Consider the following 21,609-nt stretch of genomic DNA (forward strand, 5'->3'; position numbering starts at 1 on the left):
GCGGAGAAGCGGTCGGACAGGGCGGTCGGCGGGGCGGGGCGGTCAGCCCTTGAGCGATCCGCTGACGAGGTCGAGGCGCCAGTAGCGCTGCAGGAAGAGGAAGAGCGCGATCAGCGGGATGGTCGAGACGAGGCAGCCCATGATCACGACGTTGTAGGTGTTGGGCTGGTCGTTGCCCTGGTTCATCAGCGAGTAGAAGCCGACCGTCAGCGGGAACATGTCGGTGCGCGAGAGCATGATGAAGGGGAGCAGGAAGTTGTTCCAGATGCCGACGAAGTGCAGCAGGAACACGGTGATCAGACCCGGCACCATCGGGTAGACGGCGATCCGCGAGAAGATCCGCCACTCGCTCGCCCCGTCGATCCGCCCGGCCTCGAGCATCTCGGTGGGCACCACCGCGGTGGCGTAGATGCGGCAGAGGTAGATGCTGAACGGGCTGATCATGCACGGCAGCAGCACCGACCAGTAGGTGCCGGCGATCCCGACGGAGGAGAGCAGCAGGTACTGCGGGATCGCGAGGATCACCCCGGGGATGAGCACGCCGATCAGCAGGAAGTTGAAGACGAGCTTCTTCCCGCGGAAGGAGTACTTCGCGAGGCCGTAGCCGGCGAGAGCGGAGACCGCGGTGCCGAGCAGCCCGCCGCCGCCGGCGAAGATCAGGCTGTTCAGGCACCAGGACCAGAACGCGCCGTTGCCGACCCCGAGCAGCAGGCCGAAGTTCTCCTGGAACCCGCCGGTGAAGCTCGGCCAGAGCGAGAACGTGGTGAACAGCTCGCCCGAGCGCTTGGTCGCTGCCGTGAAGAGCCAGAACACGGGCAGCAGACAGTAGACGGCCCCGACGAGCAGGACCGCGGTGGGCCAGAACGCGGCCCGCGGCCGGGTGACCGTGGGGCCCCGGCGGCGGGAGCGGACCGACTGCGCGGCCCGGCGCGGATCCTCGAGGACGGGCGGGAGCTTCGTGAGGGTGTCGGTCATGATCAGTCTTCTCCGAAGGCGCGCGACTGCAGGAACCGCAGCAGGCCGAGCGAGGCGATGAGGGTGAGGAGGGTGACCACGACCGAGGTCGCCGAAGCGGAGAACAGGTCGTTGGTCACGAAGGCGTCGCGGTAGATCAGCATCATCGGCACCCAGTCCGAGCCGATCACCGTGGTGAGCGTCACGAGCGTGTTCGGCTCCGAGAAGACCTGCAGCGCCCCGATGACGGAGAAGAGCCCGGTCATGATCACTCCCGGCACGATCAGCGGCAGCTTGATGCGCAGCGCGAGCTGGCGCTCGGAGCAGCCGTCGATGCGGGCGGCGTCGTAGATCTCGGACGGCAGACCGCGCAGCGAGGTGTAGAGGATCACCATGTTGAAGCCGACCGAGCCCCAGATCGCGATGTTCGCGACCGAGAGGAACACCGAGTCCGGTCCGAGGAAGACCGGAGCGGGCAGCCCCAGAGCGGTCGCCGCGTCGACGAAGGGGCTGACGCCCGGGAGGTAGAGGAACCCCCACATCAGCGCGGCGATCACGCCCGGCACCGCGTAGGGCACGAAGATCGCGATCCGCGAGAACCGGCCGAAGCGGGTGGAGAGGTTGTCGAGCAGCAGCGCGAACACCAGCGCGAGGATCATCGTGACCGGCACCGAGAGCAGCGCGTAGGTCAGCATCCGGCCGAAGCCGGCCCAGAGCGCGGGGTCGGACAGGGTCCGCGCGTAGTTGTCGAAGCCGACGAACGTCTCCTTCTTCACGCCCAGCCCGCTGCCGCTGACGGTGTTGCCGCGGAAGCTGAGCCAGACCGTGTAGAGCAGCGGGAGGGCGAGGAGCGCGACGGCGAGCAGGACCGCGGGGGCGACGAAGAACCAGGGTGCCGCGCGCGGGGCGAGGGTCGAGGGGCGCCCGGTCCGGGGCGCGGCGGTGGTCGTCACGGGAGCCTCACTGCCCGGCGACGTCGTAGCCGGACTTCTCGAGGTCCGCGACGGTCGCCTCCTGCACGCTCGCGAGCGCCTCCGCGAAGCTGCCCTTCTCGTTGACGGCGGCGCTGAAGGCGTTGTTGAAGGCGTCGTAGGCGACCGAGACGTTCGGCCCCCAGGTCACCGAGGCCGTCATCTGGTCGATCTCGTCGGCGGTGGCGTAGAAGTCGGTCTGCTCGGGCAGCAGCGCCGGGGCCTGCTGCAGCTCGGGCAGCTCGCGGCCGGAGAGCGCGGCGGGCCAGATGCTGGCGTACTCGATGTACGCCTCGAGGGCCTCGGTCGAGGTGTTCAGCCAGAGCGCGAACTCGCGCGCCTGCTCCGGGTGGTCGGAGCCGGTGGTCACGATCGTGCCGCTGCCGCCCAGGACTCCCGAGCTCGGGTCGGACGGGGTCCACTGCGGGATCGGCACCGCGGCCCACTTCCCGATCGTGTCGGGCGCGTTGTTCTGCAGCAGCGGGGGAGTCCAGACCGCGCCGAGCCAGCTGGCCAGCGTGCCGTCGGCGAGCGCGGCCTGCCACTCCGGAGTGAAGGTCTTGAAGGTCGCGAGGCTGCCGTCGTCGACCAGGCCCTGCCAGTAGTCGGCGACCTTCTGCGAGGCGGGGTCGTCGATCGCGACCGTCCAGGTGCCGTCCTCCTGGCTCCACCACTCGGCGCCGGCCTGCTGGCTGAGCCCGGCGAACAGCTGCGCGTCGTTCGCGGGGAAGGTCGCGAGGTACTTCGTCGGGTCCGCGGCGTGCAGGGCCCGGGCGGCGTCGGCGTACTCGTCCCAGGTGGTCGGGACGGCCAGGCCGTTGGCCTCGAAGATGTCGGTGCGGTAGTAGAGGAACATCGGCGCGGTGCCCTGCGGGACGGCGTAGTTCACGTCGTCGAACGTCGTCAGCTCCCAGGCGGGGCCGGCCGTCTCCGCCTCCCGGTCGCCCATGATCGAGGTGACGTCGGAGGCGATCTCGCTCGTGATCAGGTTCGGCAGGTTCTCGTAGGTGGTGTTCGAGAGGTCCGGCAGGGTGCCGGCCTGCTTCGCCGCGCTGAGCTTCGCGACGATCTCCGCGCCGCCGGTCGAGGTGTTGACCTCCACCTGGATGTCGGGGTTCGCCTGGTTCCAGACGTCGACGATCTTCTCGATGTTGGGGGCCCACGACCAGTACTCGAGGGTGACGGGGCCGTCGGCGTCGCCTGTCGCGGCCGGGCTGGTCGCGCCGGTGCAGCCCGCCAGGAGGGCGGCGGCGGCGAGGGCGGTCACGGCCGCGAGCGGCCTGCGGAACTTCGTCGTTCTCATCGGTGTCTTCATCCCTGCGTGAATCCTCTGCTGCTCTGCAGAAGGCGCGTCGCGTCGTGGATCCGGGTTTCGTTACCGGTAACGAACTGTGCGACAGGATCACCGTAGAGCGCCGTCCGCGACTCCGCAAGGATTAATCGTTACCGGTCACGATTCGGGGATCGGAGGGTCCGCGGTCGAGGTTCCGCGGGCTCGCGGATCCCTCAGGCGGGAGGGGCGGTCGACGCGCGCACGACGAGCTCCGGCGCCGGGTAGTCGACGGCGCCCGCCCGGTCGGACTCCTCGACCAGGGCGATCAGCGCCAGCGCGGAGGCGCGGCCCATCGCCGTGAAGTCCTGGCGGACGGTCGTCAGCGGCGGGTGGAAGAACTCCGCCTCGGCGATGTCGTCGAAGCCGACGACGCTGACGTCCTCGGGGATCCGCCGGCCGTTGTCGTGCAGCCAGAGCAGCAGCCCGAGCGCCATCCGGTCGTTCGCCGCGACGACCGCCGTGACGCCGGCCTCCGCGAAGAGCTGCGGAGCGGCCGCGTAGCCGGAGCGGGAGGACCAGTCGCCGTGCACGAGCGGACGGGTGGGCAGCGCCGCCTCGGCCATGCACTGCTGGTAGGTGCGCGCGCGGTCCTGCGCGGAGATCCAGCGCTCGGGGCCGGCGAGGTGCGCGATGCGCTGGTGGCCGAGCTCCAGCAGGTGCGAGACGGCGAGCCGCGTGCCGACCACCGACGAGCCGTCCGTCCGCTCGCCGCCGCGATCGATGTGGATCGGGATCGGGAGATCGAGCGTGCGCAGCGCCGCATCGACCTCGTCGGTGGGCGCGGTGGCGAGGATGCCCTCCAGGTCCCGGCTGCCGAGCGCGTCCAGAGCGTCGGCGAGCTCGACGTCGTCGGAGGTGTCGAGGCTGATGATGTCCAGCGAGTAGCCGGCCCGGCGGGCGGCGTCGCTCGCCCCCTGCATCGTCTTGCCCGGGCCGGTCCCGGACAGCTCGTGCACCAGTGCCCCGAGGCGGTGCGTGCGCCGGGTGGCGAGCGAGCGGGCGGTGGCGTTGGTCCGGTAGTTCAGCGTCCGCAGCGCCTCCTCGACCCGGACCCGGTTCGCCGGGCGGATGCCGCCGGTCCCCGTCAGGAACCGCGACACCGTCTGATGCGAGACCCCCGCCGCCCGGGCGACGTCGTAGATGGTCGCCGCGCGCTGCCTGTCGGCCATGCTCGTCCCCCGCCGCCTGATCCCGTGTTAGCGGTAACGATAGGGCAGTGGCCGCCCGGAGGCGGGGAGGAGGACGGGCGGGGCCGAGCCGAGAGCCGCTGACGCAGGGCTCCTCGTGCGTCCGTCGCGGTCCATGCTCGTCGAGTAGCCCGCGGAGCGGGCGTATCGAGATCCACCAGCGTCAGAGGGCGGGTGTGCAGACCAGCCGACGGGTGACGGTGGGTCTCGATACACCGCCGCGCGGCTACTCGACCAGCATGAACTGCGCCCTCACGCGGGCAGGCGCAGCAGGCCGCCGGGCGCGCGGACGGTCGCGGCGGCGACCGCCATCGCCCGCGACAGCACGGTGAGCGGATCGGCTGCACCGGCGACCAGCGCCGCGACGGCGGTGGCGAAGGCGGCGTCTCCCGCCCCCATGGTGTCCACGATCGGGCCAGCGGCAGCGGCGACCGGGACGGCCTCGCGGTGCCCGCGACGGACGTACGCGGCTCCCTCGGCCCCCGCCGTCTCGAGCACCGCGCCGGCGCCGGCGTCGAGGAGGAGCTCGGTCACCGAGGCGAGGTCGGCCCCGAAGACCAGCTCGGCGTCCTCGGCGCCCACCTTGACGAGGGCCGCGCGCGACGCCGCGGCGAGGAGGCCCTCGGCGAAGGCGTCGCGGTCGTGCAGCAGCCCGGGCCTCGGATTCGCGTCGATCGCCAGCGGAGTGCCCGCGGGGACCAGGGCGTCGAGAGTCGCCGCTTCGGCCGGGTCGTCGAACGGGAAGCCGCTGACGACGATCAGCTCGGCGCGCGCGGCGGCGGCGCGCAGCTCGCCGGTCGGGACGAGGGTGCGCGAGCGGGAGGCCGCGGAGAAGGAGTAGCGGGGCTCGCCGTCGGTGCGGTCCGAGACCGCCCGGCCGGTGCCCCGCGGCGCCGGAGTCGCGAGCAGGGGGACGCCGTGGCTGCGCAGGTGGTCGCGAAGCAGGCGTCCGGCGTCGTCGTCGCCCACCATGCCGGCCAGCAGGGCCGGAGTCCCGAGGACGGCGAGCCCGACGGCGACGTTGAGCGCGGAGCCGCCGGGGACGTCGACGGAGCCGGAGGGGTCCCGCATCTCGTCGATCAGGACGTCGCCGAGCACGAGGACGGGGCGGGCGGAGTGGGAGGACATGGCGCCTTTCCAGGAGAGTGCGGGCGCGCCGGACGGCGCCCCGGGGCGGGGCCGAGGGGAGGGGAGGGTGTCAGACCTGCGGCGCCAGCACGGACTCGCGCCGGACCAGCGGGCAGGGCAGCAGCACCGGGTGGGAGGCGAGGAGCAGCTCCTCCGCCGATCCCGCGATGAGCCGGACGAGCGTGTCGACCGCCCAGGCCCCCATCTCGTAGTGCGGGAGGGCGACCGTGGTGAGCGGCGGGTGGAGGCCCTCGGCGATGATCTCCTGATTGTCGAAGCCGACGACGGAGAGATCGCGCGGGATCTCGAGGTGCAGCTCGGCGGCGGCGCGGTAGGCGCCCATCGCCATGCGGTCGTTGTAGCAGAACAGGGCGGTCGGCCGGTCGGCGCGACCCAGGAGCCGGGTGCCGGCGCGGTAGCCGCCCGGGCTCTCCGAGATCTCCTCCACGATGAGCGACTCGTCGATCTCGATCCCGGCCTCGGTCAGCACCTCGCGGTACGCCTGGAGGCGGAGCCGGGTCGCGGGCACATCGTCCCGGTTCGTCAGGAACCCGATGCGGCGGTGACCGGCGGCGACGAGCTCGGTGACGGCCGCCCGCGCTCCGCTGAGCTCGTCGGGCACCGCGGAGGGGATGCGGCCCTCGGTGTCGCGCGCGTCGATCAGCACCGACGGGACCGCGTGCAGCGACTCCGGGAGCGAGACCTCGCGGTGGAACATCGTGGCGAAGAGGATGCCGTCGACCTGGTTGTCCATCAGGGTCCGGATGGGGGCTCCGAGATCTCCGGAGTCGCGCATCGTGTTGATCACGACGAGGGTGAGCCCGTGCGCCTGCGCGGCCTCCTGCGCGCCGAGGATGATGCGGCCGGCGTGCGGGGTGGTCGCGATCTCCTCGCTGATCAAGCCGATCATCTCGGAGCGCTGGCGGCGGAGGCTGCGCGCGATGCGGTTGGCGCCGTAGCCGAGGCGAGCCGCGGTGGCGCGGACCCGCTCGCGGGTCTCGTCGCTCGCGCGCGCCGACTCGACGTCGTTGAGGATGTGGGAGACCGTGGTCACGGAGACGCCCGCCTCGCGAGCGACGTCGCGGATGCCGACTGCCTTAGGGGTCACGTCTCCCACATCCCTCACGCTCGGAGCTCGACACTACCGTCCGCAGGCCCGCTCATCCCTTGACCGCCCCGAGGGTGAGGCCGGCCACGATGTGCCGCTGCAGGACGAGGGTCAGCAGGATGACGGGGAGCGAGTAGAGCACGGCCAGCGCGGTCATCGCGCCCCAGTCGAGGCCGAACTGCGTCTGGAAGTTGGCGATCACGATCGGCGTCGTCTGCGCGCGGACCGCGGTGAGCAGCAGCGCGAAGAGGAACTCGTTCCAGGAGGCGAGGAACGCGAAGATCGCCGTCACCGCGACTCCGCCGGCCGTGACCGGGATGACGACCCGCCACAGGGCGCCGAGCCGCGACGCGCCGTCGATCTTCGCCGCCTCCTCGAGCTCGCCCGGGACCGCCTCGAAGAAGCTCGACATCAGCCAGATCGAGAGCGGGAGCGAGATCGTCGTGTGCGCGATCGCCAGCGCGAGCGAGGTGTCCGCGATGCCGAGGGTGCGGAAGATCGAGATCATCGGGGCGCCGATGACGATCGGCGGCACCATCCGCATCACGAGCGCGCCCACGATGAAGGCGCGGCCGAGGCGGGTGCGGAAGCGGGTCACGGCGTAGGCCGCCGGGATCGCGAGCACCAGCGAGACGGCGGTGCTGAGGACCGCGGTCACGACGCTGTTGATGAAGGAGGCGACCACTCCGTCGCGGCTGAGGGCCGCCACGTAGTTGTCGAGCGTCCACTGCGTGGGCAGGATCCGCGGGGGAACGGCGATCGTCTCGAGCGGCGTCTTGAACGACGTCAGCAGCATGTAGACGAACGGGAATCCGTACAGGACGACGGCGAGGGCGAGCGCGATCCAGATGATCGCGCGGGGGCCGACGCGGGTGGCTTCGAGTCCGTTCACGAGGTGCTCTCTCCTCCGGGTCGCCAGATCGTGAGGATCGCGACGAGGGCGACGGCCAGCATCACGACGAGGTACACCGTGCCCATCGCGCTCGCGAGCCCCGGATCGCCGAACCGGATCATGGTGCGGTAGATCAGCAGCGACATCGTCTCGGTGCTCTGCTGAGGTCCGCCGTTGGTCTGGATGAGGATGACGTCGAACGCCCGGGCGGCGTCGATCCCGCGCAGGATGAGCGCGACCGCGATCACCGGTCGCAGCAGCGGGATGACGATGCGGAAGAGGATCGACGGGTAGCGGGCGCCGTCCAGGCGCGCGGCCTCGATCACGTCGCCCGGGATGTTCTGCAGGCCGGCGAAGAGCACCAGCGTGACGAACGAGGTGGTGAGCCAGATGTCGGGGATCGCGACAGAGAACAGGGCGATCGACGGGTCGCTCAGCCAGGCGATCTGACCGGGCGAGGACAGGATGCCGACGCGGCTCAGGACCTCGTTGACGATGCCGAAGTTGTCGATGAGGAGGAAGCGCCAGAGCAGTCCGGCGACGATCGGAGCGATCATCAGCGGGTACAGGAAGATCGTGCGGAACACCCGCGAGGCGTCGCCGAGCGCCGTGAACAGCAGGGCGACGGCGAGGCCGAGGACGAACTCGAGCGTCACGACCACGATCGTGTAGACCAGGGTCCGCCACGAGGCGTTGACGAAGTCGGGCGAGCCGAACGCGGTGAGGTAGTTGCCGAGGCCGACGAACTCGCGGCTGCCGGCGATCGGGTCGATCTCGAAGAACGAGTCGCCGACGAACTGCAGCAGCGGCCAGCCGACGAAGACGGCGAGGAAGAGGCCCGCCGGCACCATCATCAGGGCGGCGAAGCGGCGGTCGGTGAGGGCGCGGCGCGGGGGCCGGCGCCCGGCGGGGGAGGCCCCCGACCGGGCGCCGGGCGCCGTGGTCACGTCGACGGCGGAGGTCATTCGGCCACCAGCGACTCGACCTGCTGCTGCGCGGCGTCGAGCAGCGCGGCATTGTCCGCGCCGGGCTCCACGGACTTCTGCAGCATCGGGACGAGCACGGTGTCGACGATCTGCTGCCACTCGGCCACCGCGGGGCGGGGGAGCGTGGCGGGCGCCTGGAGCGTCTCGAGCAGCGGGCCGTAGTTCTCGTAGCCCTCGACGGTGGAGTACTTCTCCAGCACCGAGATGCGCGAGGCGAGACCGAGACTGGTGTCGGCGCTGAGCTCGTTGTGGTCGAAGGCGTACTGCACGAAGTCGAGCGCCTTCTCCTGCTTCTCGCTCGCCTTCGCCACCGACAGATACCAGGCGCCGGGGACACCGGCGGGGCCGGCCTCGCCGCCGATCATCGGGGCGACGCCCACGTTCCCGGCCACGGCCGCGTCCGCCGGGATCTGCCGGTAGGCGTGCGCCCAGAAGCGCATCATCGCGGTCTTGCCCTGGTTGAACAGGTTCTGCGCGCCGGCCCAGTCGAGCTGCGCGGCGCCGGGCGGGGCGTAGGGCAGGAGGCTGGTGTAGAAGTCGAGCGCCTTCCGGCTGTTCTCGTCGCCGAGCGAGACGTCCCCGTCGGTGCCGGTGACCATGGTGGTCTCGCCGGTCTGCGAGAGCGTGGCGAGGAACTCCGTCTCGACCGCGCCCTTGACGTCAGTGCCGTAGAGGTCCGGAGTGCCGTCGCCGTCGGTGTCCTGGGTGAAGAACTCTGCGGCGTCGGTGTACTGCTGCCAGGTGGTGGGCGGCACGAGGTCGTAGCCGTACTCGGCCTTGAAGGCCTCCTGCTGGGCCGGGTCCTCGAAGAGGTCGGAGCGGTAGTAGAGGATCTCGGAGTTGGTCCAGGCCGGCATCCCGACCTTGCTGCCGTCCACGGTCGCCTCGGAGACGAGCGACGGGAACAGGTCCGCCGTGACCTCGTCGGTGTAGAGGTCGTCGAGCGGAGTGACGGCACCGGCGAACGCGGGCAGCCAGATCGCGTCGAGCGCGGCGACGTCGAACGAGACGCTGCCCGAGGAGAACTCGCTGTTGAGGCGGTTGTAGAGCCCGTCGTAGGGGAGCTCGACGAACTCGATCGAGGTGCCGGTCTCCTCGGTGTACTGGTCGGCGATGGGCTGCAGCTCGCCGTGGCCGCCGGCCTCGACGAGGACGGTCACGCTGTCCGCGCCGCCGGAGGCGCCGGTGCCGCCGCCCGCACCGCAGCCCGCGAGGACGGTGGTGGCGGTGAGGGCGACGGCGCCGACCGCGAGGAGGCGGCGGGCGGGTCGGGGGGAAGATCTGCGAAGCGACATCACTTCGGCTCCAATCGAAAGCACTGCGGGAGGGGGGTGCGGCCGGGTCGGTGCGACCGTACGACGACAGCATGCAACGAAAGCGCGCGATTGACAATACGTTTTGCCAAAACGTATTGTCACAATCATGACCACGACCTCCGCCGCCGCCGTCGAGCGACTCGGCTCCTCCGTCCTCCGTCCGCGGATCCACTTCACCGCCGAGACCGGCTGGATCAACGACCCGCACGGCGTGACCTTCCACGACGGCCGGTACCACCTCTTCCACCAGTACGTCCCCGGGAGCACGGTGTGGGCGCCGAACTGCCACTGGGGCCACGCGGTCGCCACCGACCTCCTGCACTGGGAGCGCCGCCCCGTCGCGCTCGCCCCCGGCGACGGCGACGGCGGGATCTGGACGGGCAGCCTCGTCGTGGCCGAGGACGGCGCCCGGATCCTCTACACCTCCACCGTCGCCGGGGACTACGCGCGGGGGAGGGTCCGCGTCGCTCGCCCGGTCGATGCGAGCTGGGACGAGTGGGAGAAGGGTGACGTGCTCGTCGAGCCGCCGACAGACCCGGACGTGGTCGTCTTCCGCGATCCGTTCGTGCTCCGCGAGGGCGACGGCTGGCGCATGTTCATCGGCGCCGGCACCTCGGCGGGCGAGGCGCTGGCGATCACCTACACGTCGAGCGACCTCGACTCGTGGGAAGAGGACGGGGTGGCTGCGCGCCGCTCCTCCGCCGAGCGCGAACCCGTGTGGACGGGGGCGCTCTGGGAGTGCCCGCAGGTGGTCGAGGTCGACGGCCGGCACGTGCTGATCAGCTCCGTCTGGGACGACGACGTCCTCTACTACGCGGCGTACGGCATCGGCGACTACGCCGACGGACGCTTCCAGGCCCGCGACTGGGGGCGGCTCAGCTTCGGCGACTCCTACTACGCCCCCTCCTTCTTCCGGGACGCCGAGGGCCGGCCCTGCCTGATGTTCTGGATGCGCGACGTGGCCGACGCCGAGGCGGGCTGGAGCAGCGCCCTGAGCCTGCCGCACCTGCTCGCCGTGCGCGACGACCGGCTCGTCCTGCTGCCGCACCCCGCCTGGGCGGGCGGGGACCCCGTCGCGCTCGACGAGCTCGGCCCGGAGCCGGTGCGCCTCGACTGGACACCCGGTGCCGCGGGGGAGCGGCTCGACCTCGCTCCCGCGACCGCGCTGGTCTGGACCGGTTCGGAGATCGTGCTCGAGCGCGACGGCAGTGAGCCGTGGGCGGCACCCCACGCGGGAGGCGCCGTCGCGGTGGTCCTGGACGGACCGGTGCTGGAGGCGGTGACGTCGGCCGGCGTGCTGGGCGGGCCGATCCGGCCGGTCACCGGGGTGCACGCTCGAGGCGGCGACCTCGTCGGGCGCAGGATCGTCTGACCAGGACCGATCGCCGGAGCGCGGGGGGAGTCGTCGATCCGACGGCTCCCCCCTTCGCGCGTCAGCCCGGGATCGACGGCGTGGCCCGCACCGCGTTCACGGCCCGGTCCGCGACCACCTCGTCCTCGGTCCCCGAATCGAGGACCGTGTTGCGCGTCGACGCCGCCTCGATCAGGACCGTCACGAGCTCCAGCCGGTCCGACGTCGCGGTCGAGAGCAGCGCGTCCACCTGCGCCTCGAAGGCGGATCCGCCCGAGGCGGCGCGGACGTCCTTGCCGACCATGTGGTTGCCCGAGACCTGATTGCCCGAGCCGCCGACGAGCCGGACGATCACGGGCGTCGCCCCCGCCGGTCGGACGAGTCCCGCGTCCACGACCTCGGAGAAGTGGTTGGCGAGCACGGAGTTGTCGCTGCCATCGATCCGCAGAAGGCCGAAGTCGTCGTCGAGCCCGTTGTCGATCCCGAGGAACGGCGTCCACGGCTCGTGGTCGCGCAGCAGGTGGTTGGCGGAGACGAGGTTCTCGGAGCTGCCCTCGTCGAGGAGCACCATGCCGGGGTAGAAGGAGTGCAGGCGGTTGGCGACGACACTCGAGCGCGTGACTCCGCTCAGATGCACGCTGCTCGCCCCGCGCGGGAAGACGTTGTTCGCCGTGATCAGCAGCCCGCCGTGGTTCTCGGCGCGGATCGAGTGTCCGCGCGGCCCCGCTCCGAGCAGGTTGTCGGTGACCTTCGACGCCTGGCCCCAGCCGAGCAGCTCGATGCAGCTGCCGCACTCGGCGAGGAAGTTGTCGTGCACGGAGAGCGCGTCGGCGCGGTGGATCGTCAGCGCGTGCTCGAGGTAGACGAAGCCCATCCCGGTGACGCGGAACGAGTCGTTGGCGCTCGTGACCAGGATGCCGGTGCGCCCGTTCACGTAGGTGTTCTCGGGGTGCGCGTCCGAGCCGTCGGCCTCGAAGTGCAGACCGTCGAGGCAGAAGTCGATGAACTCCACCGAGCTGATCCGCGGGCTGCCCTCGCGGCGGACGAGGAACGCGGCGCCCTCCTCCTCGGTGGCGCCTCCGTCCAGCAGCACCTGGATGCGGCTGCCGCCCGGCCACAGCTCGTGCAGGTCGGGCCACTCCTCCTCGGGCACGTTGAAGCGGATGCTCGACGACGTGAAGCCGTGGCCGGCGCCCTGGATCCGCAGGAAGCTCACGTCGATGACGACCTGGGTGCGCAGCGGGTAGTCGCCCGGCGGGAGGTGGATCACGGCGCCGGGCCTGCCGCCCTGCTGCTCGCCCTGCTGCTCGCGGGCGGCGGTCTGCCGCGCCCGGATGTCGTCGAGGATGCTGTTCAGCACCTCGCCGACGTCCCGCGTCGGATCGCCGACGGGCCAGGTCGTGACGTCGTAGTGGTTGTCGCCGGGCATGGGGTCTCGCTCTCGTGTGTGCGGGTGGTGCGGGTGATTCATGTGGTGCTGATGGACCTGAGGGGCGGAGGGGGACGCGCGCGGCGCCCCCTCCGCCCCCCGGGAGTCGGGGGGTCAGGGCGTGGGACGGAAGCCGTAGCTGGTGCTCGCCGTGCTGAACTGCGCCTCGGTGCCGCTGTCGAACACGTGCGAGTTCGTCGTGCCGGCGTCGAGGACGACGGTGTGCACGGCGAGGTTGGTGATCACGTGGTTCACGCCGATCTGATTCTGATCGCCGGACTGCACGCGGAACACGGCCGCCGTCGCGCCGGCCGGGGCGACCTGCTCGGGCGGCACGATCAGCGAGACGTGGTTCCCGGTGACCGTGTTGCCGTCGCCGTTGATCTGCACGACGCCGAACAGGTCGTCCCGGCCGTTCCCGACTCCGAGGAACGGCCCGTAGGTCTCGACCTGCCGCTCGAGCACGTTGGAGCCGATCAGGTTCTCCTTGCAGTTGCCCTCGAGCGTGATCATGCCCGGGTAGAAGGAGTGCAACCGGTTCGAGGTGATCGCCGAGCGGTAGCAGTTCTTCAGGTGCACCGAGTCGATGCCCCGGGGGAACACGTTGTTCCCGGTGATCAGGAGCCCGTTGTGCGACTCCGCGAAGAGCGAGAAGCCGATCGGCCCGGCTCCGAGGTGGTTGTCGGCCACCTTCGAGGCCTGTCCGGACCCGACGAGCTCGATGCAGCTGCCGCACTCCGCGAGGAAGTTGCCCGACACGTCGAGCGCATCGGCGTCCTGGACGATCAGGCCGCGCTCGAGATAGACCATGCCCATGCCGCGCACGCGCGTCGCGTCCGTCGCCGTGGCGAAGCGGATGCCGACCTTGCCGTTGCGGTACGAGTTCTGATCGGCTCCGAAGGAGACGCCGTCCAGGCAGAAGTTCTCGAAGGTCACCGAGCTCAGCCGCGGGTCGCCGGTGCGCGAGACGAGGAAGGCCTCCGAGTGGCCGTCGGTGTTCTCGACCTTGACGTGGCTCCCGCCCGGGTTCAGCTCCTGCCAGGCCGCGGTGTCGGAGTTGTAGCGGATGCTGAGCGAGGTGAAGCCGTGCCCCGACCCGCGGATCGTGAGGTAGCTGACGTCGACGACGACCCGCGTCTTGAGGGAGTAGCTGCCCGGCGGGATGTAGACCACGGCGCCGGGCTTGTCCGCCGGGTCCGGCTGCTTCCGCTTGACGTCGGCGATGATGTCGTTGATCACGGCGCCGAGGTCGCTCTGAGCCGTGACTCTGCTGCCGCGGACCTTCCAGAGCGTGACGTCGTAGACGTTCGAGGCGAAGATGCCCTTCGCGAGGTCGACCGCGGCGACCTTGAGGTCGTCCCTCGTGCCGCTCACAGCAGGCCCACCATGACGTAGCGGCCGGCGGCGGTCTCGAGCGCCGGTTCGACCGCGGCGGCGGCGGGCTGCTGCGCCCAGGCCGCGCCGACGGCCGTGATGCCGGCGGCCACCTGGAGGACCGTCCGGCGAGTGATGGCTGGTGTCTTCATGCGTGCTCCTCATCGAGTGCTGTCGCGAGCGGTGTCGCCACGCGAGGAGATGACAAAACGTTTTGCCACGTCCTGAGAATGAGAATAGGGCACGCACGGTCCTTAGGAGAAGAGGGAGGCGCCGCTGAGGTGGACAGCGCCCGACTGCCCCGACCGCTGGTGAGAGGGCTCGGGGTCAGGACCCGCTGAGCGCCTCCTCCTCCGCCGCCACGTCCTTCTGCACCGCGAACTGCGTGCGGTGCAGCTCCTCGTAGCGCCCCGCCGCGGCGAGCAGCTCCTCGTGCGTGCCGCGCTCGACGATCGTGCCGTCCTCGATCACGAGGATCAGGTCGGCGCTGCGAATGGTGGAGAGGCGGTGGGCGATCACCATCGCGGTCCGGCCCTCGAGGGCCTCGCTGAGCGCCGCCTGCACCGCGGCCTCTGAGGTGGAGTCGAGCGCCGCCGTCGCCTCGTCGAGGATGACGACACGCGGCTGGGCGAGCAGGAGCCGCGCGATGGTCAGCCGCTGGCGCTCGCCGCCGGACAAGCGGTAGCCGCGCTCGCCGACGAGGGTGTCCAGCTGGTCGGGCAGCGAGCGGATCAGCGGCTCGAGCCGTGCGCGGCGGAGGGCGTCCCACACCTCGTCGTCGGTCGACTCCGGCCGGGCGAGGCGCAGGTTGGACAGGATCGTCTCGTGGAAGAGGTGGCCGTCCTGCGTCACCATGCCCAGGGTGTGCCGCATCGAGGCGAAGGTGACGTCTCGGACGTCGGTGCCGGCCAGGCGCACCGCGCCGCTGTCGACGTCGTAGAGGCGTGAGAGCAGCTGCGCGATCGTCGACTTGCCGGCCCCGGACGTGCCGACGAGCGCGACGGTCTGCCCCGGCTCGATCCGGAAGGACAGGCCGTGCAGCACCTCCTCGCCGCCGCGGGTGTCGAGGACGGCGACCTCCTCGAGGGAGGCGAGGGACACCTTGTCCGCGGACGGGTAGGCGAAGCGGACGTCGTCGAACTCGACGGACACCGGGCCGTCGGGGACGGTGCCCGCGTCGGGCTTCTCCTGGATGAGCGGCTGCAGGTCGAGCACCTCGAAGACGCGCTCGAAGCTGACGACCGCGCTCATGATCTCGACGCGCGCGTTCGCGAGGCTGGTCAGCGGTGCGTAGAGGCGGGTGAGGAGGAGGGCCAGGGTGACCACCGCGCCGGTGTCCAGCTGCCCGCCGAGCGCGAGGACGCCGCCGAGCCCGTAGACGAGCGCGAGGGCGAGCGCGGAGACGAGCGTCAGCGCGGTGACGAAGACCAGCTGCAGCATCGCCGCCCGGACCCCGATGTCGCGGACGCGGGCGGCCCGGACGCGGAACTCCTCCGCCTCCTCGTCGGGTCGGCCGAACAGCTTGACCAGGGTGGCGCCGGGCGCCGAGAAGCGCTCGGTCATCTGCGTGCTCATCGCGGAGTTGTGGTCGGCTGCCTCGCGGCGGAGCGCGGCGAGACGGCTGCCCATCCGGCGCGCGGGGATGAGGAAGATCGGCAGCATGATCACCGCGAGGACGGTGACCAGCCAGGACGTGCTGAGCATGACGATCAGGGTGAGGACCAGCGCCACGACGTTCGTGACCACGCCGGAGAGCGTGCCGCTGAAGGCCTGCTGCGCGCCGATGACGTCGTTGTTGAGCCGGCTGACCAGGGCGCCGGTGCGGGTGCGGGTGAAGAACGCGATCGGCATCTTCTGCACGTGATTGAAGACGGCGGTGCGCAGGTCGAGGATGACGCCCTCGCCGATCCGCGCCGAGTACCAGCGGGTGACGAGCGAGACCCCGGCGTCGGCCACGGCCACGACGGCGATGACCACGGCGAGCTGCACGATCGTCCCGACCGCACCCCGGGCGACGATCGTGTCGACCACCCGGCCGGCGAGCACCGGCGTCGCGACAGCGAGGAACGCACCGACGACGGACAGGCCGATGAAGAGGAGGAGACGGGCGCGGTAGGGGACCGCGAAGGTCATGATGCGGCGCACGGACTCGCGGGAGATGCCGTGCTTGCCGCTCTGGGCGGAAGAGATCCGGTAGAGGGAGCTCCAGGCGACGCCTTCCATGCTCATGTGGTGAGGTCCTTACTTGCGGTGCAGGGGGGGGGCGAGAAGGGGGCGGGATTTATGCCGCCGCCGACGAGCAAAGTTGCGCTACGGGACGGCTCGGCTGGCGAAGGACGGGGTCTAGCTACGGGGATGCCGAAGTTGTGTCAGGTGTTCGGGGCGTCGTGGTGATCCCGGCGTGGAGCAGCTGTAGACGGCCGCGATGCACGCTGCGCTGCGCGCGAGGCGGTCACTACGCTGATCGACCCACCCGACCGCTCCTAGCCCACCGAGACGGCGCAGCGGGCTGCAGTCCGCACGACCTATGAGCACGTTACGCCCCGCTCCTGTGCAGAACGGTGCCATTCCCCTGCGGAGAAGGTCCCACCGGGTGGCCATGCGCTCGGCCTGAGCCGCCGTCGGCGAACCGGGGCTGAACCGGGCGGACCAAAGCGAACCCCTCACCCGTTCGCTCTAAGTCCTTGCCGCGAGCCCTGATCGCGTGACACCACTTCGATCGCACCAGTCGATTTCGACGCGCAGACGTTCTGAAGTGACGCGGTCACCGCGTCGCTGCTGCTTGCCACACCTCGAACTCAGGGTTATCCGACGCGACCAGCCAGGTGATCTCGAACGCGGAGTCGCTCGCCTCTCCCGTGTCGTAGTCGAAGCCTCCGGCGTAGGAGGCGAGCCATCCGGTCTTCTCGATATCCGGGATCGTCTTCTGTGCGTAGTCCAAGCCGCGCTCCGCGATGAAGGCCTCGTACGTCGAAGGCGACTCTGCGAGTGCGATGTCCCTGTCGCTGACGACTTCGACGAAGAGCGAGCTGGATCCCTCGGCGCGCGCGAGGTCGTCGACTATCGCTTTGATCTGATCGCGGCCGGCTGTGGTGGACGCTTCGACTCCTTCCGCGAACATCCAGTACTGGGTGAGACCGGCATTGCTCTGACCGCGGTCCGTCGACACGATCTCGTAGGGCACGCCGTTATAGGTGGAGACGTCGGCGGGCTCGGTCGGTACTGCCGCTGGCGCCTGCGTAGGAGCTGAAGTCGGGGTCTGTGCGGGCGCGGCCGACGTAGGCGACGTTGAAGGAGCTGCAAGCTCCTCGTCGTCCCCCGTGATCAGGCTCACGACGGTGATGACGGCCGCGAGGATCACGAGGACGCCTCCGACTCCTCCGATGAGGAGCCACGGTGGCTTCGGCTTAACGCGTCGGAAGGTGAGGCTCGTCCGCAGCATCGGCTGCTCCTGCTGGGAGACGAGCTCCCAGCCCTCCTTCTCCCACTTAGTGATCGAACGGCTTTCAAGGCCTCGGATGGTGGTGACCGTCTTGGTCTCGTACCGGATCTCACCGTCGGGCATTGCCTACTCCTCAGGTGCCGCCGATGAGGTCATCGCGCATGCACCCGCTCGAGCATAGGAGGCGCCGTGCGGTCGTGAGCCTCAAGACGCTCGTCTACTTCGTGAGGGTTTCGACCCGGTCGACGATGGTGTCGACTGTTTGTCCGGCGAGGATCGTCGCGACAGAGCGGCTACGACGGAGGGTCCGATGATGTGCAGCCCCACGGAGGAGAAGAGCCCGACAGTCGTGATCCGCCGCACGACTCGAGCCAGATAACAAGCTTGCCGTTATGGCTTGGTGCGCCCAAGACGTCGTTGTTGAGTCGGCTGACGAGGGCGCCCGTGCGGGTGCGGACGAAGCACGCGACCGGCATTTTCCGCGCGTGGTTGGAGACGGGTGTGCGGAGATCGAGGATGACGCCCTCCCCGATCCATGCCGAGGACCAGCGCGTGACGAGCGAGTCCCCGGCGTCGGCCACGGCGACGAGCGTCATGACGACGGCGAGCTGCCCGATCGTACCGACGGAGCCCCGGGCGACGATGGTGCCGACCACGTGGCCGACGAGCGTGGGCGTCGCGACGGCGGGGAACGCGCCGCCGACGGAGAGGCCGAGGAGAAGGAGAAGGCGGGTGCGGTAGGGGTCGCGCCTCCCATGTGGTGCAAGAGGCAGGGACCAGGGAGCACGGCCCGAGGCGTCGCCCTGGGTCAATAGGATCCTGCTACATGCCAACGAGGGAAGTCAGACTTGAGTAACAATCACGCCACGTTCATCTGGTCGATCGCTGACCTGCTTCGGGGGAGCTTCAAGGCTCACCAGTACGGCGACATCATTTTGCCCTTCACAGTGCTCCGTCGCCTCGACGCGGTGCTTGAACCGACGAAGCAAGCAGTGTTCGCGGCGGTGGAGCAGGCCGCGGCCGACGGCATTCCGGTGCGGGCGTCGCTGCTGCGGAACAGGGCGGGACACTCCTACTCCTTCTGGAACGAGTCGAAGTTCGACCTGAAGACCGCCCTCGGCGATTCGGAGAACCTCGCGGCGAACCTGCTCGACTTCGTCTCCGGGTTCTCGGAGAACGTGAAGGACATCTTCGACAAGTACAAGATCTCTGACCGGATCGCAGAGCTTGACGAGCACAACCTCCTGTTCCTAGTCGCGCAGCGCTTCGCGGCGGTCGATCTTTCGCCGGCGCAGGTGCCGAACGAGGAGATGGGGCACATCTTCGAGGAGCTCATCCGCAAGTTTGCGGAGGCGTCGAACGAGACGGCCGGTGAGCACTTCACCCCCCGGGACGTGATCGAGCTGATGGTCGACGTGCTGCTCGCCCCGGAATCGGACACCCTCGCGAAGGCGAACGTCGTGCGGTCGGTCTACGACCCGACGGCTGGCACCGGCGGCATGCTCTCGGTCGCTGAGGATCACATCCGCAGCGCGAACCCGTCGGCTGTACTCACGCTCGCTGGCCAGGAGATCAACCCGCAGTCGTACGCGATCTGCAAGGCAGACATGACCGTCAAGGGCCAGTCGGTCGACGCAATCTACTTCGGCGACACCCTCATCAACGACGGCCACGCTGGCGCGACCTTCAGCTACGGACTCTCCAACCCGCCGTTCGGCGTCGACTGGAAGAAGCAGCAGAAGGATGTCACCGACGAGCACACCCTTCGCGGTTATGCGGGGCGCTTCGGCGCCGGCCTGCCGCGGGTGTCGGATGGTTCGATGCTGTTCCTGATGCACCTGATCTCGAAGATGCGGACCGCCGAGCAGGGCGGTGGGCGCGCGGCGATCGTGCTGAATGGCAGCCCTCTGTTCACGGGTGGTGCGGGGTCGGGGGAGTCGAATATCCGCAAGTGGGTGCTCGAGCGCGACCTGCTCGAGGCAATCATCGCGTTGCCGACCGACATGTTCTACAACACCGGGATCGCGACCTACATTTGGGTACTCGCGACGAAGAAGAGCGCCGATCGAGTCGACAAGGTGCAGCTGATCGACGGGACGAAGCTGTTCCGCAAGATGCGCAAGGGCCTCGGCTCCAAGCGCAACGAGCTGGGCCCCGACGACATCGCCACGCTGGTGAAGCTCTACAGCGGTGAAACGGACGAGGCGCGTTCGAAGACCTTCGCGACGGAGGACTTCTTCTACCGCACCATCACGGTCGAGCGGCCGCTGCGGCTGAACTGGGCACTCACACCGGACCGGCTGGCCGTCGCGCGGGAGACGAAGGCCCTGGCAAAGGTGGAGTGGAAGGACTTCGTCGTGTCAGTGGAGGAGGCGGAGATCGGGCCGACCACGGACCTCGCCGAGTTCCGCAAGAAACTCAAGCGCCGGCTCGACGGCAACGGCGTCACGATGACTCCCGCGCAATACAAGGTCATCCTAGGCACGCTGTCGAAGCGAGACGAGAACGCGCCAATCGTGAAGGACGCAAAGGGTCACCCTGAGGCTGACGCCACACTTCGCGACACCGAGAACGTCCCATGGACCGAAAACATCCACGAGTACTTCGAGCGCGAGGTGACGCCATTCGCCCCAGATGCGTGGATCGACGAGTCGAAGACGAAGGAGGGCTGCGAGATCCCCTTTACGCGGCATTTCTACCAGTACGTGCCACCACGCTCGCTCGAAGCGATCGACGCCGACCTCGAAGCGGTACTCGGCCGCATCCGCACCCGACTCGCGGCGGTGAAAGCGTGACGGACCATCGACCCAGATCAGGCAACGAGTCCGTCGAAACCGATTGGCTCGGTGCGCTGCCGTTCACCTGGAAGCGGGCTCCACTACGGCACGTTGCCAGAATAGTGAACGGCGGCACACCATCGCCCGATCCGTTGAACTGGGACGGTCCGATCGCGTGGGCGACACCGGTGGACCTCGGCTCGGTTAATGGTGGATTTCTTGGTAAAACCGGCAGGACACTGACGGTAAAAGGCCTTCTTGGGGGATCCGCAGCTGTCGGCCCCGGATCGGTCCTCGTGTCAACTCGTGCGCCGATTGGCTATGTGGCGCTCAGCACAGAATTGACCGCTTTCAACCAAGGATGCAAAGCCCTCATTCCGAACCGCTCCCTTATTCCGGGCTTTCTGCTCTACATTCTTCAGGCTGCGAAGTCGGAAATGATGCGACGTGGTCAGGGAACGACGTTTTTAGAGATTGCATCCGGAGCTCTTGGTTCTATGCACGCGCCGGTCCCGACGGAGGAAGATCAGAAGCGACTGGTGAGCTTTCTCGATCGGGAGACGGCGGAGATCGATGCGTTCATCGCGGATCAGGAGGAGCTCATCGCATTGCTCGCCGAGCGCCGCGCCGCGACCATCAGTCGTATCGTAAGCAAAGGCCTCGATCCGACGAGCAAGACGAGGGAGAGTGGTGTTCGTTGGCTCGGCGACGTGCCAGTTCATTGGCAAGCGGGGAACATTCGCCGTTTCGCCACCATGAAGACCGGTCATACTCCTAGTAGGTCGAAAGGAGAGTACTGGTTAAATTGTTCAATACCATGGTTCACGCTCGCCGATGTATGGCAACTTCGACGAGGCCAAACTTACCTTGGAAAAACTAGTACCGAAATCAGCCTTTTAGGCCTTCAAAACTCTGCAGCGGAACTTCTTCCTGCTGGAACGGTGGTTCTTTCCCGAACGGCGTCAGTTGGATTCTCGGGTATTATGCCGCAACCGATGGCAACCAGCCAAGATTATTGGAATTGGATCTGCAAACCGTCACTGCTTCCGAAATATCTTTGGTATCAATTCCTTGCAATGCGGCCTTTCTTCGGTTCGCTTGTACATGGGTCGACGCATAAGACTATCTATCAAGCGGACGCCGCAGCTCTCGGGATCGCTGCGCCCCCTGTCGACGAGCAGGAGTTGATCATTGGCTACCTCGATCGGGAAACTGCAGAGCTTGATGCCGCGATCGCGGATGCGCGCGAGGCAATCGCGCTGTCGAAGGAGCGGCGGGCCGCGCTCATCTCGGCAGCGGTGACGGGCAAGATCAATGTGCGCGGCGTGGCCTGACGGCGGCGGGCGTTGACCGGGGGTAAC

Annotated in this window: 18 protein-coding genes; 3 read left to right on the plus strand and 15 right to left on the minus strand. The window is 69.1% G+C overall.

Annotated features, from left to right (window positions below; genetic code table 11):
* Positions 1 to 42 precede the first annotated feature (42 nt).
* The 9 genes from EDF36_RS01020 to EDF36_RS01060 form a co-directional block, all read right to left on the minus strand.
* On the minus strand, positions 43 to 975 hold the full coding sequence (locus EDF36_RS01020; RefSeq protein WP_123731533.1) for a carbohydrate ABC transporter permease: 933 nt from the start codon (positions 973 to 975) through the stop codon (positions 43 to 45).
* Positions 976 to 977: 2 nt separating this feature from the next.
* A complete protein-coding gene (locus tag EDF36_RS01025) occupies positions 978 to 1,907 on the minus strand; it encodes a carbohydrate ABC transporter permease (RefSeq protein WP_123731534.1) in 930 nt (309 codons plus the stop codon).
* A gap of 7 nt (positions 1,908 to 1,914) precedes the next feature.
* The gene (locus EDF36_RS01030; RefSeq protein ID WP_166649696.1) at positions 1,915 to 3,228 is read right to left on the minus strand and encodes an ABC transporter substrate-binding protein; all 1,314 of its coding nucleotides are present in this window, start codon (positions 3,226 to 3,228) and stop codon (positions 1,915 to 1,917) included.
* A 203-nt stretch (positions 3,229 to 3,431) separates the two neighbouring features.
* The gene (locus EDF36_RS01035) at positions 3,432 to 4,427 is read right to left on the minus strand and encodes a LacI family DNA-binding transcriptional regulator (RefSeq protein WP_123731535.1); all 996 of its coding nucleotides are present in this window, start codon (positions 4,425 to 4,427) and stop codon (positions 3,432 to 3,434) included.
* 270 nt (positions 4,428 to 4,697) lie between these two features.
* The gene (locus tag EDF36_RS01040; protein WP_123731536.1) at positions 4,698 to 5,573 is read right to left on the minus strand and encodes a PfkB family carbohydrate kinase; all 876 of its coding nucleotides are present in this window, start codon (positions 5,571 to 5,573) and stop codon (positions 4,698 to 4,700) included.
* Between the two features lie 70 nt (positions 5,574 to 5,643).
* Complete coding sequence (locus EDF36_RS01045) at positions 5,644 to 6,681, minus strand: LacI family DNA-binding transcriptional regulator (protein ID WP_123731537.1); 1,038 nt, start codon at positions 6,679 to 6,681, stop codon at positions 5,644 to 5,646.
* 52 nt (positions 6,682 to 6,733) lie between these two features.
* A complete protein-coding gene (locus EDF36_RS01050; protein WP_123731538.1) occupies positions 6,734 to 7,573 on the minus strand; it encodes a carbohydrate ABC transporter permease in 840 nt (279 codons plus the stop codon).
* Positions 7,570 to 8,427, minus strand: a complete 858-nt coding sequence (locus tag EDF36_RS01055; protein ID WP_260300504.1) for a carbohydrate ABC transporter permease — start codon at positions 8,425 to 8,427, stop codon at positions 7,570 to 7,572. Before EDF36_RS01055 ends, EDF36_RS01050 begins: the two co-directional genes overlap by 4 nt.
* A gap of 107 nt (positions 8,428 to 8,534) precedes the next feature.
* A complete protein-coding gene (locus EDF36_RS01060) occupies positions 8,535 to 9,854 on the minus strand; it encodes an ABC transporter substrate-binding protein (RefSeq protein ID WP_123731540.1) in 1,320 nt (439 codons plus the stop codon).
* 127 nt (positions 9,855 to 9,981) lie between these two features.
* Here EDF36_RS01060 and EDF36_RS01065 point away from each other — a divergent pair, with 127 nt between their 5' ends.
* Positions 9,982 to 11,247 carry a glycoside hydrolase family 32 protein gene (locus tag EDF36_RS01065; protein WP_123731541.1) on the plus strand — a complete coding sequence of 422 codons (1,266 nt, stop codon included), beginning with the start codon at positions 9,982 to 9,984 and terminating at the stop codon, positions 11,245 to 11,247.
* A 61-nt stretch (positions 11,248 to 11,308) separates the two neighbouring features.
* Here EDF36_RS01065 and EDF36_RS01070 read toward each other — a convergent pair whose 3' ends face one another.
* The 6 genes from EDF36_RS01070 to EDF36_RS01090 all read right to left on the minus strand — a co-directional run bounded on the left by EDF36_RS01070 (position 11,309) and on the right by EDF36_RS01090 (position 18,304).
* Positions 11,309 to 12,655 (minus strand): NosD domain-containing protein, encoded by a 1,347-nt coding sequence (locus EDF36_RS01070; RefSeq protein ID WP_123731542.1) that lies wholly within the window; start codon positions 12,653 to 12,655, stop codon positions 11,309 to 11,311.
* A gap of 114 nt (positions 12,656 to 12,769) precedes the next feature.
* On the minus strand, positions 12,770 to 14,029 hold the full coding sequence (locus EDF36_RS01075) for a NosD domain-containing protein (RefSeq protein ID WP_260300473.1): 1,260 nt from the start codon (positions 14,027 to 14,029) through the stop codon (positions 12,770 to 12,772).
* Positions 14,026 to 14,181, minus strand: a complete 156-nt coding sequence (locus tag EDF36_RS21690; protein ID WP_260300474.1) for a hypothetical protein — start codon at positions 14,179 to 14,181, stop codon at positions 14,026 to 14,028. Before EDF36_RS21690 ends, EDF36_RS01075 begins: the two co-directional genes overlap by 4 nt.
* Positions 14,182 to 14,356: 175 nt before the next feature.
* Positions 14,357 to 16,258, minus strand: coding sequence for an ABC transporter ATP-binding protein (locus EDF36_RS01080; protein ID WP_123731544.1), 1,902 nt, complete (start codon positions 16,256 to 16,258; stop codon positions 14,357 to 14,359).
* Positions 16,259 to 16,793: 535 nt separating this feature from the next.
* Entirely contained in the window at positions 16,794 to 17,594 is an 801-nt protein-coding gene (locus tag EDF36_RS01085; protein WP_123731545.1) for a hypothetical protein, read from the minus strand.
* A gap of 170 nt (positions 17,595 to 17,764) precedes the next feature.
* Positions 17,765 to 18,304 carry an ABC transporter transmembrane domain-containing protein gene (locus tag EDF36_RS01090; protein WP_123731546.1) on the minus strand — a complete coding sequence of 180 codons (540 nt, stop codon included), beginning with the start codon at positions 18,302 to 18,304 and terminating at the stop codon, positions 17,765 to 17,767.
* 15 nt (positions 18,305 to 18,319) lie between these two features.
* Between EDF36_RS01090 and EDF36_RS01095 the strand changes: the two genes are divergently transcribed.
* Together EDF36_RS01095 and EDF36_RS01100 are read left to right on the plus strand one after the other, a co-directional pair.
* On the plus strand, positions 18,320 to 20,266 hold the full coding sequence (locus EDF36_RS01095; protein ID WP_123731547.1) for a class I SAM-dependent DNA methyltransferase: 1,947 nt from the start codon (positions 18,320 to 18,322) through the stop codon (positions 20,264 to 20,266).
* Positions 20,263 to 21,582, plus strand: a complete 1,320-nt coding sequence (locus EDF36_RS01100; RefSeq protein ID WP_123731548.1) for a restriction endonuclease subunit S — start codon at positions 20,263 to 20,265, stop codon at positions 21,580 to 21,582. The genes EDF36_RS01095 and EDF36_RS01100 overlap by 4 nt, the downstream gene beginning before the upstream one ends.
* The last annotated feature ends 27 nt before the right edge of the window (positions 21,583 to 21,609 follow it).

The sequence above is a fragment of the Rathayibacter sp. PhB152 genome (genome assembly GCF_003751395.1).
Taxonomy (GTDB): domain Bacteria; phylum Actinomycetota; class Actinomycetes; order Actinomycetales; family Microbacteriaceae; genus Rathayibacter; species Rathayibacter festucae.

What these genes read in the sequence shown, in the direction of transcription:
- EDF36_RS01020 (WP_123731533.1), bottom strand. Translation starts at nt 975, where the DNA reads ATGACCGACACCCTCACGAAGCTCCCGCCCGTCCTCGAGGATCCGCGC.
- EDF36_RS01030 (WP_166649696.1), bottom strand. Translation starts at nt 3,228, where the DNA reads ATGAGAACGACGAAGTTCCGCAGGCCGCTCGCGGCCGTGACCGCCCTC.
- EDF36_RS01035 (WP_123731535.1), bottom strand. Translation starts at nt 4,427, where the DNA reads ATGGCCGACAGGCAGCGCGCGGCGACCATCTACGACGTCGCCCGGGCG.
- EDF36_RS01040 (WP_123731536.1), bottom strand. Translation starts at nt 5,573, where the DNA reads ATGTCCTCCCACTCCGCCCGCCCCGTCCTCGTGCTCGGCGACGTCCTG.
- EDF36_RS01055 (WP_260300504.1), bottom strand. Translation starts at nt 8,427, where the DNA reads ATGATGGTGCCGGCGGGCCTCTTCCTCGCCGTCTTCGTCGGCTGGCCG.
- EDF36_RS01060 (WP_123731540.1), bottom strand. Translation starts at nt 9,854, where the DNA reads ATGTCGCTTCGCAGATCTTCCCCCCGACCCGCCCGCCGCCTCCTCGCG.
- EDF36_RS01065 (WP_123731541.1), top strand. Translation starts at nt 9,982, where the DNA reads ATGACCACGACCTCCGCCGCCGCCGTCGAGCGACTCGGCTCCTCCGTC.
- EDF36_RS01070 (WP_123731542.1), bottom strand. Translation starts at nt 12,655, where the DNA reads ATGCCCGGCGACAACCACTACGACGTCACGACCTGGCCCGTCGGCGAT.
- EDF36_RS21690 (WP_260300474.1), bottom strand. Translation starts at nt 14,181, where the DNA reads ATGAAGACACCAGCCATCACTCGCCGGACGGTCCTCCAGGTGGCCGCC.
- EDF36_RS01080 (WP_123731544.1), bottom strand. Translation starts at nt 16,258, where the DNA reads ATGAGCATGGAAGGCGTCGCCTGGAGCTCCCTCTACCGGATCTCTTCC.
- EDF36_RS01085 (WP_123731545.1), bottom strand. Translation starts at nt 17,594, where the DNA reads ATGCCCGACGGTGAGATCCGGTACGAGACCAAGACGGTCACCACCATC.